Here is a 15,519-nt window from a genome sequence, read left to right on the forward strand (position 1 = left end):
TATGAGAGAAGCTTACGTTATTGATGACAATTTCGATAATATAAATTTTGTACAACAGCCTTTAGAACTTGGCGAATATGAGAATTGTACTTTCCAAAACTGCAATTTTGAATATGTAAATCTCTCAGAATTCAAATTTACCAACTGTGAATTTGTCGATTGTAATTTAAGCATGACCAAATTAGCCGGAACTGCTTTTCGTGATGTTGTTTTTAAAGACTGCAAAATGTTCGGAATGCATTTCGATGACTGTAATGAATTTGGAATGTCTTTCAGGTTTGACGGATGTGCTTTAAATAATTCGGTATTCTATAAAACAACGATTAAAAGAACATTATTTAAAAATTCTAAACTGATTGAAGTTGATTTTGCAGAATGTGATCTTTCTAATTCTGTCTTGTCAAACTGCGATTTTAGCGGAGCGACATTCGAAAAAACCAATTTAGAAAAAGCAGATTTAAGAACTTCATTCAATTACACCATCAATCCTGAATCTAACAGGCTTAAAAAGACCAAATTTTCACTTTCTGAAGTTCATGGGCTCTTGCGTCGATTTGATATAGAAATTGATAAAAACAGCTGATTTAAATTATTTAAAGAACTGAAATTTCACATCGCATCAATAGGAACGGGCTAAAGCCCGATTCTACAGATAAAATTTGAATTTTTAATAGTTTCCACTTCAAGATAAAGTAAAGAAAACAATATAAAAAAATTAAAGCCATCAAATCTGATGGCTTCATTTATATAATCAATTATTTAAGACTAAAAACTAGTAGATGCTAAGTTGTTGTAGTTATCTCCGTTTTCATTGATTACTCTTTTTGCAAACCTGAATTTTGGTCCCCAATAAGAATCATTCAATGATGAGATCATTACCCCTTTTGATGTTGCTGCGTGAATAAACATTATTTCACCTTCTTCAGTTACGTTTTCTACAATTCCTACGTGAGAAATTCTTTTTCCGTGAGAGAAGAAAATTAAATCTCCTTTCTGAAGGTTTTCTTTATCTATCGCTTCTCCTTCCTGAGATTGAGACGCTGCCACTCTTGGTAAAGTAAGGCCAGCTGCAGCTCCGAATACTGATAATACAAATGCTGAACAATCAATTCCTTTTCTTGTCATTCCTCCGTATCTGTAAGGAGTTCCAATATAAGTTTGAGCTTCTGCTAAGATATTATCAATTGTCTTATTATGTTTGATCGCTTTTGCGATTTCAGAATTTTTTAAAGAATTTTTTGCGTTTGCAAGTGCCACTGCTTTTTCAGAGATGAAAGAGTTGATTAACAACTTTTTATCATTCTCCATCTTAGTATCTATTGTAGCAAGTTTGGCATCTGTTTTGTATTCTTTAGTGTAAGTTGCCGGTTTTGAAACCACGTAATTGGTTACGCATGATTGTAGTGATATTGTTGAAACGAAAGCAACTAAATAAAACAAAACTCTTTTCTTCATATTTTTTAATTTCCGGTTGAAAAAGAAATATTTATTTCCCTAAAGCCTTACAAAAGTAGAGATTCTTGCTAAGGCGACCTCAGTATGATTATTATCAGGTTCTTGATTTAACACATTTTAACATCTTGCTTAACTATGTTAAAGAAATAATGGCTGTAATGCGCCTGTTTTAGTGATTGTGCATTTTTTTTTATTAAGATTTTTTAACAAAATATATTCGAATTCCTTTATTTATCAGAGTTTCTTATTTCTTGCAATTCTAAAAATAGTATTAATAAGTTATAAAAAAAGTTCCCCGGAAAACCGGAGAACCTCACTAATATGGAACTTTACAGATGTTATCTTGTAAATAACATTTCTCTATATTTCGTCATTGGCCAAAGCTCATCATCAACCATCATTTCAAGATCATCAGAAGCATCTCTGATAATATCAAATAGAGGTTTTACTTTGTTGCAGTAATCTTCTGCCTGCGTCTGACTTTCTGTTACAGCTTTTGCTGCTTCTCTTGCTTTAATCAAATCTTCAACGCCTAATTTAATTTTAGAAACGTTTTCAGAGATATTTGTAATCAAACTCATTTGCTCTTTAGCCAATGTTTTAAATTCTTTATCTCCGAAGATTTCTTTAAGACCTTTTACATTCTCAATTAATCTGTTTTGATAATTTAAAGCGGAAGGAATGATGTGGTTTCTTGCGATATCACTCAATACTCTTGCTTCAATATCAATAACAGTAGAATATTTTTCTAGTTTGATTTCGTTTCTTGCTTCTACTTCTCTGTGGTTGAAGATTCCTATTTCTTCGTAAAGATCTACAAACTTCTGGTTCATTTCCTGTTTCAATGCTTCAGGAGTGGTTTTCCAGTTGTTTAATCCTCTTTTTTCAGCTTCTATAGCCCAGTCTTCAGAATATCCGTCACCTTCAAACATAATGTTTTTACACTGTTTGATGTATTCTCTCAAAACATTGAAAATTGCTTCGTCTTTTTTAAGACCTGTTTCAATTAAAGCATCAACTTCTTTCTTGAAATCGTTTAATTGTTTTGCAGCAATCGTATTCATTACGGTCATAGATTCTGCACAGTTTGCAGAAGAACCTACCGCTCTGATTTCAAATTTATTTCCTGTAAATGCAAATGGAGAAGTTCTGTTTCTGTCGGTGTTGTCCAACAAAATTTCAGGGATTTTTCCAACAACATTTAGTTTTAAATCTGTCTTTTCGTCTGGAGAAAGTTTTCCTTCAGTTACCTTTTCAAGCTCTTCCAAAACTCTGAACAACTGACTTCCGATAAACACAGAAATAATTGCTGGTGGAGCTTCGTTTGCACCCAATCTGTGGTCATTACTTGCCGAAGCAATACTTGCTCTCAAAAGATCTGCATATTCGTGTACTGCTTTAATAGCGTTTACGAAGAATGTTAAGAACTGTAAGTTTTTCTTAGGATTTTTTCCAGGGCTCAACAAGTTTTCACCTGTATCAGTGGCTAAAGACCAGTTGTTGTGCTTTCCGCTTCCGTTTACTCCTGCGAATGGTTTTTCGTGGAATAAGATGTGGAAATGGTGTCTGTGAGCAATTCTTGCCATAACGTCCATCAACAAAGAGTTGTGGTCAACAGCAACGTTTACTTCTTCAAACATTGGAGCTAGCTCAAATTGGTTTGGCGCAACCTCATTGTGTCTTGTAGTAACCGGAATTCCCAATTTCATACATTCGATTTCCAACTCTTTCATAAAGTTCATTACTCTTGTAGGAATTGAACCGAAATAATGGTCATCTAATTGTTGTCCTTTTGCAGGAGAATGTCCTAATAAAGTTTTACCTGTTAAAACTAAATCCGGACGAGATTGATACAATGCTGAGTCAACCAAGAAATATTCTTGCTCCCAACCTAAAGTAGGAGTTACTTTCGTTACATTTTTGTCAAAATACTGCATTACGTTGGTTGCAGCTTCATCTACAGCATTCAAAGCTCTTAATAAAGGCGCTTTGTAATCTAAAGTTTCTCCTGTGTAAGAAATAAAGATTGAAGGAATACACAAAGTAGTTCCCATGATAAATGCCGGAGAAGTAGGATCCCAAGCTGTATAACCTCTTGCTTCAAAAGTATTTCTGATACCACCATTCGGGAAAGAAGATGCGTCCGGTTCTTGCTGAATCAATAAGTTTCCGCTGAATCTTTCGATGGCTCTTCCACCTTCAATTGGAGTGAAGAAAGAATCGTGTTTTTCTGCAGTAGTACCTGTTAATGGCTGAAACCAGTGAGTATAGTGGGTAACCCCTTTGCTCATTGCCCAGTCTTTCATTGCTACAGCTACCTGATCTGCGATGTGTCTCTGGATTTTTGTTCCTTTTTTCATCGCATCCAAAATAGATTGGAATGCCTCTTTTGTTAAATATTCTCTCATCGTTTCTTCAGAGAAAACATTTTGACAGAATAGTTCTGACAATTTCGCAGGAACTTCTATAGAATTATCTTTTCTAAAGTCCTTGAATGGTAAAGTTTCTAACGCTTTGAATCTTAAAGTTGACATATTGGGTTTGATTTTACAGTGCAAATTTACAAAAAATATGGTTTCAAAATAAAACACCCCTGTATTTTTCATGATATTTTTTATTAAATAGTTTAAAAATGAATTGACCCCTGTTTGTTTTAAGGGTGTTTGTTTTGTTGTTGGTTTAAATTGATTGTTCCTAAAAAGAAGCAAATCCAGCTTAGAATTTCTTATTTTTGAGTAAATCCAGCTTAAATGATAAAAAAAACGGCACTCATTATTTCTTTTTTATTCTTTCAAATACTTTTCTGCCAGAATGCAGATCCTGTTTATTATGATCAGGATTGGAAAGTAACCACAAAAACAAATGCATCTTATTATAGATTGGTGCCGATGAAAGAAGTTGGCGAATTGGTTTTGATTCAGGATTTTTATATGAATGGAACGCCACAGTTTGAAGGCTATGCTTTTAAAAAAGATGAAAATGCTTACGTAGGAGACGTTGTTTGGTATGATGAAAACGGAAATGATGATAATTTTCGTCAATATCGAAACGATACAAAAAACCTCAGCTTAACTTATTACCACACCAATGGTAAGATCCGAAAAAAAGTACAGTATAAGAATGGAGTAAAACATGTCGAGACTGTAATTTACAGCACTAACGGAACGGTTTTGATGAAAGGACTTTTTGAAAAAGGGAAACCAATCAGCGGAAGTTTTGAAAAAGTAAAAAATAGTGACAATTACGACTATAACGCAAAAGTTGAAGAAGTTTCTATGTCTGAAGATGAATCACAAAATAAAACGGATATTTTGGCTGTTCCGCCACCGCCACCACCGATTCCGGAAACGGTTGGAGTTGAACCACAAACTGTAGAGCTTTTGGCACCAATGCATGAGGTTGGAAGTTCTTCAAAAAAAGCCAAAAACAGAAAGACTGTCACTGAAAAAATATTTTGGAAAGATTCGAAGCAGGTTGCCCAGGAAATAGTTTATGAAATCAGTTCGTATGGTTTTAAACCTATCGGACAGAAGAATTTCGATAAATCAGGGAAGTTAATTCAATCTTTAAATGAAAGTCATTTTGAAAAATACGGAAACGGAATCGCAAATGGAACTGAATATACTTATTACCTCCACAATAATTTTGCAACGGGTTTAAAATCTGCTTCAAGTTTTATTAATGGAGAAAAATCGGGTAAGGAAACTTTGTATTTTCCGAAAGGTGAGATTTCTTATGAAACTAATTATCGCAATGGTTTGAAAGATGGTGAAGAAATAGAATTTTCTGAAAATGGAAAGTTGAAAAACAAAAGAACATATAAAGAAGGAGAATCATTTAATGGAAATTTTAATGAAAATGTAGGCGAACTTATTGTGAATTTAAATTATGTAAATGGCATTAAAGAAGGAGAAGCAATCGCAAAAAATGAAGATCAACAAATTGTAGCAAAAGGAACTTATAAAAAAGGAGAACCGTACAATGGAATCTTTGTTGTTGAAACTGGCGATAATGTCGCGGAATTAATTTCAGTAGAAAATTTTAAGAAAAAAGGTTTGCAGAAAGTTTTCAGCTACAGATTAGAAAATTTACAAAAAACCTATACTGTCAAAAATGAAAAGCTAGACGGAATGACTACTTTTTATGATGATGGAAAAATCGTAGGAACTTTAGAGTATAGAAATGATGAGCCTTACAATGGAACTTTAGTTGGCGACGATAAAACTTCAGTTTTCAAAAACGGAAAACTTACTGAAGAGGTGTTTTTTGAAGATCGTTATAATAAGGATAACATTAAAAAACAAAAACTATATGAAAACGGAATTTTGGTAAAGGTTAAAGATTATTCTTTTACAATCTCAGAAAAGCCACAGGGTTCTTACGAAGGTGTTTTTAAAAATGGAAAACCTTTTTCAGGATATTTTGAAACCGAATACAGTCATGAGTTTAAACAGGTTGATTATTTTGAAAACGGAATTCCAAAATTTCAATATTCGAATGATTATCTGAAAAATATGGATAATTACAGACATCAATATTATGATATCAAATCAACTTATAAAGACGGAAAAATATTTGATGGCGCAGAATATGTATTAAACGGAAAACGATTTGTAATCAGGTATTGGAAAAACGGAGTCTTAAAAAGTTTTGATTGGGATCTGTTTGCGATGCATTATTTTAACCGGATTCATTTTGAATTGAAAAATAATACAATTGAGATTAATGATATGCAGGCAAATAAAAAAGCAGTCATTAAAATTGAAGCTTCGCAAAAAGAATTTAAAAAGGAGCTTTTTATTGATGGGAAATCGGTTGATATTATTTCAAACAATCCAATAAATCAAAGTAATAAAGAAGGTGTTATTCTTTATTTTGAAGAAAACGGAAAAATAATTTCCAAGAAAATGGATGCTGTAGATCAGTCTATACAACCGAGCGAAGGAACTGAATTGTTTTATAAAGCTTATATTTCTATTGATGAGGCTTCTTCTGTTCAGGAGGTTTTCAATAAATTATCAGAAAATATTCTTGGCAATAAATTGATGGAAGAAACGGATGAAAACCGAATTGTTGCAGGATTACAAACTGACTCTTCAGGAAAACCAAAAGACGGAATTTTAATTACGCCAACTCAAAACAATACTTATACTTTACAATTATATCTGAAAGGAAAGTTGATGAAAACCGTAGAGAAAATATCTTTCGATAAAGTAGAAGAAGAAATCAGAAATATAGAAGAATAACCTTCGACTTCGATCAGGCAAAAAGTGTTTAAGAATTAAGTTGATTTTTAAAGATGTCACATTGAGCTAAGTTGAAGTGTCGTTGCTGATTAAAGCTTTCTCAATATGAAGAAAACTTATTCTCAATTTCTTTCGGAATAGAAGGGTTAATCTTAACTTTAAAAAACTTTTTAATGAGCAGTCAGTTTTTCTTGCTGAATGCTTAAATTGTTGATTTTTAACATTTTAAATTATTAAAAATAATTTTCGTAACTTAGCAGACTTTTTATAAAAATTTTAATATATGACAAATTCTAGAGCAAGAGAAACCACCGAGGCAATTGAAAGACTATACATATCTATGAGACACCTGTTTTATAGAGGTTTTTTTAAGCCGAGTGGAGTTTCTGGAGAAAGCATTAGAAGTTTGTTGAAGACGATCAATCCGGAAATTTACGGTACCATGAGCATTCCAAGCAAATTGGAATTGGATGGTTTGATGTATGTTTTAGACAGACTTCCAGAAGGTATTGAAGAATGCGCTTTCATTCATCTTACATCAGACGAAGGTTTTGATAAAGGAAGTTTCGAGCCAATCGTTCCTAAAAAGAGAAGAAGAAACTGTTACCGAATCGATGAGCACCAAATGAATATTGAAGTTCTTTTGGGTCGTTCAGAAATCTATGATATTCTTACGCATTTAACATTCTTATTTATAGAAGCAGATAAAATTCGTAACCTCGCATTTATTCAGGATGAAAACTGGAAGCCGACAAGAGCTTTCAAAATCATCGAAGAAGTGGTAAAAGGGGAGAAAAAATTCAGCAGAAGAGAAAAAGAAGTGGCGTTAATTCATCTTTCTTCTTTAATAGGAAGAACTTTTGATGAAACTTTAAATGCTTACAATACTTTTGGCGATGATGAAAATCCAGACAGGTTATTCAAAATTATTTACCATTTAGGAAAAGTAAGTCTTGAAGATGCTAAACAAAGCAGAGAGAGAGAAATTTATTTCAGTGCAATTCTTAAAGAAAGAGTAGGACACCATTATTTTGGAGAAAAATGGGCGAATAAAGTGAAAGAAGTTTTATTTGAAAATGATCTTCACATGCGTCCGTTACATATTATTTCGGCAAACATGCATTCCGTAAAAAATATGCTGTACGGGAATGATGCTTTAAAGAAAAAAGATACTAAAGAAGTAGATTACAAACTTTACGGAGATATTTCAGACAAAAAAGATCTTCGTGATAAAGTTTCAAAATACGCTTTGGAAGAAGGTTTAATTTACATCAACGATAAGAGCGGAAGTAATATCGATGTTCAGATCATTGATCTAAGCAAAACAAATCTTAAAAATACTCCTTTCGGACATTTGAAATATGACGGAGATGATGTAATTATGGTTTTCGATTATGCATTTGGCGAACAGGCTTTTGAGGTAATGGATGAATTGTTGAGACCTTTCGAGCAAAAAGGCGAAGTCTATATGATGAAGGTAAAATCAGTTTCTATTATGGGGAAAGCCGGAATTCTTGAAGGTGGAAAAGGAGACATCATGATCCCTACTTCTCATATTTTTGAAGGAACGGCAGATAATTATCCTTTTGAAAACGCTTTGAAATTGGAAGATTTTAAAGATGATGAGTTAAAAGCTTTTGAAGGACCGATGATTACCGTTTTGGGAACATCCCTTCAAAACAGAGATATTCTTCAGTATTTTATGAATACTTCTTGGAAAGCAATTGGTCTTGAAATGGAAGGTGCACATTATCAGAAAGCAATTCAGGTAGCATCAAAGATCAGACATCACATTGCGCCGGATCTTTTTGTGAGTTACGCTTACTATGCTTCAGATAATCCTTTAGAAACAGGAGCTACACTTTCTTCGGGAGGTTTGGGATTGACAGGTGTAAAACCAACTTATCTGATTACTTTAAGGATCCTTGAAAAGATTTTACAAAGCGGAAAGAAAGAAATTACTGCTAAAAAATAATTTATTTTTAAATTAAATATGAACCTCGAATGTTTTGCATTTGAGGTTTTTTATTTAACCACGAATAGCAAAAATATTTTTCACAAATGACACTAATTTATTTGTGCTAAAAATTGTGTTTCTTAATTTGTGACATTTATAATTATTAGCCTTGTCAAGGTTCAAAACCTTGACAAGGCTTCTTGAAAAAAATATACGCAGTCATCTGTGAAAATCTGTGCAATCTGTGAGAGATTTAAAAAATATTATCTTTAGAAATCACAAAATTTAAAACAATGAGCACAACTTCACAATTAAGCAAAAGATTTCGAGAAGTTTTACTGGATGGAAAATGGATTGCCAATACCAATTTTAAGGAACAGCTTTCAGATGTTACATGGGAACAGGCAACTACAAAAATTGATTCTTTAAATACAATTGCAATGCTCACTTTTCATATTGATTATTACATTGCAGGATTGGTGAATGTCTTTGAAGGAGGTGATTTGGAAATCAAAGATAAGTTCAGCTTTGATCTTCCTCCGATTGAATCTCAACAGGAATGGGAAAATCTTTTAAATAAACTTTGGCAAGATTCTGAAAAGTTCGCCACTTTATTAGAGCAAATGCAGGATTCTAAATTAGATGAGGTTTTTGTTGATGAAAAATACGGAACTTATTTAAGAAACATCGACGGGATGATCGAGCATGCTTATTATCATTTAGGTCAGATTACTTTGATTAAAAAGATGATTTTATCTAAATACTAATAACACGAATGTTTTCACTAATGACGCAATTATTAGTGTCTATTTGTATTTTCATTTGTGATATTTGTGTTTAATCTAATTTAACAATCAAAACTAAAACTCATCTAAACTTCAACGAAAAACCTCATCAACGCTCCGTATTTGAGGTTTTTTCAAAAATTACCTACCTTTAGAAAAATAAAATTTATCAATGAGAAAATCGTTTATCATCCTTTTTGCATTTGTTATTTCGCAGTTTCAGGCACAGCAAAACGCCTATTACCAGCAAGCTGCACAATATAAAATGGATATCGACGTCAATGCAGAACAATTTACTTATCAGGGAACTCAAACTTTAAAATACCGCAACAATTCGCCCGACGAACTCAATGTCGTGTATTTCCATTTGTATTGGAATGCTTTTAAGCCTAATTCAATGATGGATCAAAGAGTGGCTTCACAAGGGAAAAATGGAGATTCTAGATTACAAAAAGATGGAATTTCAAGATTGGCTTCAATTCCTAAAAGTGAAGAAGGCGCACAAAATATTCACTGGATTAAACAAAACGGAAAAGAACTGAAATATGAAATTCAGGAAACAGTAATGAAAGTGTATCTGGATAAACCGATCAAAGCACATTCAAAAACAACTTTCACCATGGAATGGGATGCTGTGATTCCTCAGCAGATCAGAAGAGCAGGAAGAAACAATAAAGAAGGTGTTGATATGACGATGACGCAATGGTATCCGAAAATCGCAGAATATGATTATGACGGTTGGGCAACTTTCGATTATGTGGGAAGAGAATTTCACGCGCCGTTTGCAGATTTTGATGTAACGATCAAAATTAATAAAGATTATGTTGTTGGAGCAGGAGGTACGCTTTTAAATCCAAAAGAAGTAAAAGGGTATGATGCATCAGCACAGATTAAAGCTGATCAAAATAAAGCAACCTGGAAATGGACCGCCAAAAATATGCTCGATTTTGCCTGGGCTGCAGATAAAGATTATTCGGTAGAAAGTTTTGATGTTCCTCAAGGTCCGAAAGTATATTTTGTGTATCTGAAAAATGATAAAACGAAAGCTTGGGGTGAAGCAAAATCCTATGTCACCAAATATTTCCAGATTATGAATTCTAAATTTGGGAAATACGCTTATCCTTCTTACGCTTTCATTCAGGGTGGCGATGGCGGAATGGAATACGGAATGTGTACCATGATTTTGGGTGAAGCAAAAAACATTGAGGATTTGATGGGCTTAATGGCTCACGAAGGTTCTCACTCTTGGTATCAGCAAATGTTAGCAACTAACGAACCTGTGAGACCGTGGATGGATGAAGGTTTCACAAGTTATGCAGAAAGCTACGTGATGCATCAGTTATTTCCGCCGAAAGACAACAGACCGAATGCTTTCGTTGAAAAGATTGATGCTTATAGAAAGTTTCTAAAAAAACAAATTGAAGAGCCTGCAGTTTGGTTAGGCGATCATCACGACAACGGAACAGCATATTCTTATGCAAGTTATGTGAAAGGTGAATTGTATTTGGTGCAATTAGGATATATTGTTGGAGAAGAAAATTTATCTAAAATCATGACCGAATATTTCAGAGAATGGAGCATGAAACATCCTACCGATAGAGATTTTCTTCACATTGCACAGAAAGTTTCGGGAATGGATCTGAAATGGTTTCATCATTATTGGATCAATACGACCAAAACCATTGATTACGCAATTAAAGACGTTCAATACGGTGACAAATCAACAACGATCACTTTAATTAATAATGGTCAGATTCCGATGCCTATTGATTTCTCTGTGATGACTGCAGATAAAAAAATGGTAAATTACCAAATTCCATTAAATATGACGCATGCATGGAAAACCGAATATACTTTCGGACCGTTCACGACGTTACCATACTGGCCGTGGACGCAGAAAGAATATACGTTTACCATACCTTATAACAAATCTCAATTGAGCGTTTTAGGAATAGATCCTAGTCAAAGATTGGCAGATGTGAATCCTGAAGATAATTTTGTTGAAGTGAAATAACTTTTAGTTTAAATAAATAATAATCAATCCCCGAAGAGTTTTTCTTTGGGGATTATTTTTTGATAAGTTTGTATATTAAAAATCTATAATTAAAAATGAAAATTTTCCCTTCCAGTATTTACGAATTTAAGCTTAATGATAGTAAAGAAAAAACTTTAGAAAGATTAAAGAGAAGAACAGAAACTTCAGAAAAAAGTATCTCAACATTTATAGATAAGTCTTTTACAGGAAACATAAATCAGAATAAATTTCAGCTTTTTTTATCGAATATTGGAGGAGGCTCGTTTTGTAAATTGACAGGATTTTTGGATGATTCTGAAGGAGAAGTCTTGGTAGAAATCAAACGCAACTTTAAAATGTTACTATGTGTTTTGTATTTTCTTCCTATTTTAGGTTTGATCATTGAATTGATTTCAAATTCTAAAGCATTTCATCTCATTTTACTTTTAGTTTGTCCTTTGCAGATTTTAGCAATAAGATTTATTTTCATTGGTGTCTTTTTTAAAGTTTCATCCAGACAGGTTTTGGCAAGATTTTCAGATGTCCTTGATGCGGGTGCGATGATTAAGAAGTGATTTGTTTCTATATTAGAGAAAAATAAATTATAGAATGAAAAAGATAATTTTTTTGATTTTAATATTTCTATCAACTCAAATTTTTTCTCAAGGGATTACTAAAGAAAATTGTGATGGATATTTAAAACAAACAGGTTTAAAATATTTAGAATGTATTTATAAGTTTGAAAAAACGGATTCAAAAGATAAAATTTATCAATTCTATAAGTGGTCTGCATTTGGGAAAACAATTTTCACCAATGTCGAAAAAAGAAAATCTGGGTATTTTTTGACTTCTCATGAGTTAAATCAGCCAATTTATAACGAAAAAACATCTGAGTTTGAATATCCTATTACTGTATGTCAAAACAGAAAGCTTACCGAAAAAGAATTCAAAAATTTTGAAAATATTCTAAATAAGAATAAATTTTGGGAAAAGCAGACTTATAATTTGAAACCAATCTGTACAGACGGATTCGGAATTGTTTTCCAAGCGCTTCATAATGGAGATTACAGGAATTATTCTAACGGTAACTGTGCTGCGCAAAATGAGTACTTAAATGTATTGTATGCTGAAATTAAAAAACTTTTAAAACTATATTAGTGATGAAAACCTATACTTACTCTATTTGCCATCCGGATAAAAAAGAGATTGAATATAAAAAAGAAATACTCTCGCCGAAAAATGTTTTAGACATAGCAAAGAACTATCCTTGGATGGAGCGGTTGAAATTTTCAGACAGCCTAGATCAGGAATTGGTTTATTACAATCCGTCGTTAGATTTTACATGCATTCAGAATGGGAGATCTTTTTGTTTAACATCGGATTATAATAAAGAAGAGGATTTAGAGTTTTCTTTATGGTATAACAGACCTAAAAATGTAAAAATCTTATTCGGTCTTTTGGGAAGGCGAGAAAAAATGGCTCTTGATGTGGTTTACTCAATTGATTTTGAAACTTCGTTACAACATCTTCAGTATTTTATAGATGGAGAATATGATAAAATTGAAAGTCTTTTTCTTAAACGTTAATTATCGGAAATTGCAACTATCCCCATATTTAGTGACAAATTCTGTAACATTTTTAAACTTTTCTTTACTAATATTCAAAAAGTAAATTATGTTTAAAAGATTTTTGAAGTTGGAATGGAAAAGTTTTTTTAGAGGATCTTCGGTAGGGATCAATCTTGCCATGAAGATTTTCAGAATTATCGGGATTTGCTTCTTCATTTTATGGCTTGCAATGATGTCTTTTATTGCGTACTTCTATGTACAGGAAGAAATGAAGGAAGATCCGTTGAAGGTTATTTCGCGTTTTATGATCATCGGCTGGTTGATCGATCTGGTTTTCAAATATATGATTCAGCAGATTCCGACGCAGAATATCAAGCCTTTTCTTACGCTGAATATTCCTAAAAAAGTCGTTGTTAATTATACTTTAATTAAAACATTTCTTACGCCACTGAGTTGGTTTAATTCTATATTTATTGTAACCTTTTGCGGGATTTTGGCTTTCAATGGTTATGGTTTTCTGGGGATTTTCACTTGGTTTATAGGTGTTTCTTCGTTGTTTTACCTTAATAATTTCATCAATCTTTTATTTAATGATAAAGAAAATATTGCAATCGGCGTAGGAGTTCTGATTGCTGGTTTTGCCGCTTTAAATTATTATGAAATTGTTCCTGTTTTATCTTACTCAGAAAAGTTTTTCTATAATCTTTACGAGAGACCTTATTTTGCGGTAGTTCCAGTAATACTCTTTTTCAGTCTTTGGAAGATCACCTTTAATTACATCCGAAAAAGCTTTTATCTGGATGAAGGTCTTGAAGCTAAAAAAGAAATCGGAAAAACCGAAAACATTGCTTTCCTTAATAAATACGGAGCCATCGGAACTTTTATCAATAACGATATTAAAATGCTGAAACGTAATAAAGTCACAAAAGGCGTTCTTATCGGAAGTTTTATGTTTATTTTTTACGGACTTCTGATGTTTTCTAATGACATCTACAGAACACCAACCATGATGATGTTTATGGGGCTTTTTGTAACGGGAGGTTTCCAGTTTACTTTCGGGCAAAGGGTTCCGGCTTTTGACAGTGCATATTATCCGTTGATGATGACGCTGAACGTTCCTTATAAAGAATACCTTAAAGGAAAATGGTGGCTGATGAATATTGTTACTGCAATTTCGATTGTCATTGCTTTGTTTTACGCCTATTTTGGCTGGAATGTTTACTTCGCATTTTTTGCTGCAGGATTATATAATATTGGTGTGAATTCTCAATTTACACTTTGGTCGGGAGCGTACAATAAAAATTTAATTGATCTTAATTCTAAAGAAAAAAGATTCGGACAAAAAAATACAATCACTTTCAAAGCATTTATTTTAATGATTCCAAAAATGCTTTTACCAATGGCTGTTTACGGATTGATGAATTATTTCTTCGGAATTTCTGTTGCCGTAATTTCTGTCGGAATTTTAGGTCTTTTAGGATTTATCTTCCGTGAAAAAATATTCGATATTATAATTACAAAATATAAAACTGAAAAGTACAGCACTTTGGAAGCGTTCAAAAAAGATTAATTTTTGAAGACCCAAGGCAAAAGTTAAAAGAGCCAAGTTTAAAAAATTAAATATAAGACTTTGGGGACCTCGAAGAGGTCAAACTGAAATAGCCGTGGGTGGAACCCATGGTAATTGAAATGTAAATTAATTATTTAATATCATCACCCATAATCAAACATTCAACAACATGATTACAATACAAAATTTAAAGAAAACTTACGGTACAGCAACCGTTCTTAATATAGAAAATCTTGAAATTACTAAAGGCGAAACCTTCGGTTTGGTAGGAAACAACGGAGCCGGGAAAACAACGCTTTTCAGCTTAATGCTTGATTTGATTCAGCCTACAACAGGATTTGTAAGCGTTGATGGCATTAAAGTAAACGAATCTGAAGCCTGGAAAAACAAAGTCTCTGCCTTTATCGATGAAACCTTTTTGATTGGATACCTTACTCCTGAAGAATATTTCTATTTCATCGGCGAATTGAGAGGGCAGAATAAAGCTTCTGTAGATGAGTTTTTAAAGCAGTTTCATGATTTATTCAACGGCGAGATTGTAAATGCAGGAAAATATGTTCGTGATCTTTCAAAAGGAAATCAGAAAAAAGTAGGAATTGTCGGTGCGTTAATCGGAAAGCCTGAGATCATTATTTTGGATGAGCCTTTTGCTAATCTTGATCCTTCTACACAGATCAAACTTAAAAATATGATCCGTGATTTTGCAAATGAAAACGGAGTAACATTTTTAATTTCGAGTCACGATCTTGCGCATACCACAGAAGTTTGTAATAGAATTGTGGTGGTAAATAAAGGCGAAGTTGTACGTGATATTCAGACAACTCCTGAAACATTACAAGATCTTGAAAAATATTTTGCAGATCAGGTGAAGCCTGTTTCTAATGTGGTGAGTGTTGAGTAATTTGTAAAAATAAATTCTTATTT

12 protein-coding genes are annotated in these 15,519 nt (G+C 32.9%); 10 read left to right on the top strand and 2 right to left on the bottom strand.

Annotation, left to right across the window (positions count from 1 at the left end):
- The first annotated feature begins 1 nt into the window (after window position 1).
- Entirely contained in the window at window positions 2–583 is a 582-nt protein-coding gene (locus BUR17_RS12600) for a pentapeptide repeat-containing protein (protein ID WP_074230713.1), read from the top strand.
- A gap of 182 nt (window positions 584–765) precedes the next feature.
- On the opposite strand, the gene BUR17_RS12605 is transcribed toward BUR17_RS12600, so the two are convergent.
- Together BUR17_RS12605 and BUR17_RS12610 are read right to left on the bottom strand one after the other, a co-directional pair.
- On the bottom strand, window positions 766–1,455 hold the full coding sequence (locus BUR17_RS12605; RefSeq protein ID WP_074230714.1) for a C40 family peptidase: 690 nt from the start codon (window positions 1,453–1,455) through the stop codon (window positions 766–768).
- A 338-nt stretch (window positions 1,456–1,793) separates the two neighbouring features.
- Window positions 1,794–3,989 carry a glutamine synthetase III family protein gene (locus tag BUR17_RS12610; RefSeq protein ID WP_074231217.1) on the bottom strand — a complete coding sequence of 732 codons (2,196 nt, stop codon included), beginning with the start codon at window positions 3,987–3,989 and terminating at the stop codon, window positions 1,794–1,796.
- 216 nt (window positions 3,990–4,205) lie between these two features.
- Between BUR17_RS12610 and BUR17_RS12615 the strand changes: the two genes are divergently transcribed.
- The 9 genes from BUR17_RS12615 (at window position 4,206) to BUR17_RS12655 (ending at window position 15,496) form a co-directional block, all read left to right on the top strand.
- Entirely contained in the window at window positions 4,206–6,701 is a 2,496-nt protein-coding gene (locus BUR17_RS12615) for a toxin-antitoxin system YwqK family antitoxin (protein WP_074230715.1), read from the top strand.
- A gap of 283 nt (window positions 6,702–6,984) precedes the next feature.
- A complete protein-coding gene (locus BUR17_RS12620) occupies window positions 6,985–8,676 on the top strand; it encodes a DUF6909 family protein (protein WP_074230716.1) in 1,692 nt (563 codons plus the stop codon).
- A 275-nt stretch (window positions 8,677–8,951) separates the two neighbouring features.
- On the top strand, window positions 8,952–9,425 hold the full coding sequence (locus BUR17_RS12625; protein ID WP_074230717.1) for a DUF1572 family protein: 474 nt from the start codon (window positions 8,952–8,954) through the stop codon (window positions 9,423–9,425).
- Between the two features lie 190 nt (window positions 9,426–9,615).
- Complete coding sequence (locus BUR17_RS12630; protein WP_074230718.1) at window positions 9,616–11,457, top strand: M1 family metallopeptidase; 1,842 nt, start codon at window positions 9,616–9,618, stop codon at window positions 11,455–11,457.
- A 95-nt stretch (window positions 11,458–11,552) separates the two neighbouring features.
- Complete coding sequence (locus BUR17_RS12635) at window positions 11,553–12,032, top strand: hypothetical protein (RefSeq protein WP_074230719.1); 480 nt, start codon at window positions 11,553–11,555, stop codon at window positions 12,030–12,032.
- A gap of 34 nt (window positions 12,033–12,066) precedes the next feature.
- Window positions 12,067–12,615, top strand: a complete 549-nt coding sequence (locus BUR17_RS12640; protein ID WP_074230720.1) for a hypothetical protein — start codon at window positions 12,067–12,069, stop codon at window positions 12,613–12,615.
- A 2-nt stretch (window positions 12,616–12,617) separates the two neighbouring features.
- Window positions 12,618–13,043 (top strand): hypothetical protein, encoded by a 426-nt coding sequence (locus tag BUR17_RS12645; RefSeq protein ID WP_074230721.1) that lies wholly within the window; start codon window positions 12,618–12,620, stop codon window positions 13,041–13,043.
- 88 nt (window positions 13,044–13,131) lie between these two features.
- Window positions 13,132–14,595, top strand: coding sequence for a DUF5687 family protein (locus tag BUR17_RS12650; RefSeq protein WP_074230722.1), 1,464 nt, complete (start codon window positions 13,132–13,134; stop codon window positions 14,593–14,595).
- Between the two features lie 169 nt (window positions 14,596–14,764).
- Window positions 14,765–15,496, top strand: a complete 732-nt coding sequence (locus BUR17_RS12655) for an ABC transporter ATP-binding protein (RefSeq protein WP_074230723.1) — start codon at window positions 14,765–14,767, stop codon at window positions 15,494–15,496.
- Window positions 15,497–15,519 lie beyond the last annotated feature (23 nt).

The sequence above is a fragment of the Chryseobacterium scophthalmum genome (assembly GCF_900143185.1).
Classification (GTDB): Bacteria; Bacteroidota; Bacteroidia; order Flavobacteriales; family Weeksellaceae; genus Chryseobacterium; species Chryseobacterium scophthalmum.

Bases quoted from the DNA above. Each gene is read 5' to 3' on its own strand.
- BUR17_RS12635 (WP_074230719.1), top strand. From the start codon at position 11,553: ATGAAAATTTTCCCTTCCAGTATTTACGAATTTAAGCTTAATGATAGT.
- BUR17_RS12615 (WP_074230715.1), top strand. From the start codon at position 4,206: ATGATAAAAAAAACGGCACTCATTATTTCTTTTTTATTCTTTCAAATA.
- BUR17_RS12650 (WP_074230722.1), top strand. From the start codon at position 13,132: ATGTTTAAAAGATTTTTGAAGTTGGAATGGAAAAGTTTTTTTAGAGGA.
- BUR17_RS12645 (WP_074230721.1), top strand. From the start codon at position 12,618: ATGAAAACCTATACTTACTCTATTTGCCATCCGGATAAAAAAGAGATT.
- BUR17_RS12610 (WP_074231217.1), bottom strand. From the start codon at position 3,989: ATGTCAACTTTAAGATTCAAAGCGTTAGAAACTTTACCATTCAAGGAC.
- BUR17_RS12655 (WP_074230723.1), top strand. From the start codon at position 14,765: ATGATTACAATACAAAATTTAAAGAAAACTTACGGTACAGCAACCGTT.
- BUR17_RS12605 (WP_074230714.1), bottom strand. From the start codon at position 1,455: ATGAAGAAAAGAGTTTTGTTTTATTTAGTTGCTTTCGTTTCAACAATA.
- BUR17_RS12630 (WP_074230718.1), top strand. From the start codon at position 9,616: ATGAGAAAATCGTTTATCATCCTTTTTGCATTTGTTATTTCGCAGTTT.
- BUR17_RS12640 (WP_074230720.1), top strand. From the start codon at position 12,067: ATGAAAAAGATAATTTTTTTGATTTTAATATTTCTATCAACTCAAATT.
- BUR17_RS12625 (WP_074230717.1), top strand. From the start codon at position 8,952: ATGAGCACAACTTCACAATTAAGCAAAAGATTTCGAGAAGTTTTACTG.
- BUR17_RS12600 (WP_074230713.1), top strand. From the start codon at position 2: ATGAGAGAAGCTTACGTTATTGATGACAATTTCGATAATATAAATTTT.
- BUR17_RS12620 (WP_074230716.1), top strand. From the start codon at position 6,985: ATGACAAATTCTAGAGCAAGAGAAACCACCGAGGCAATTGAAAGACTA.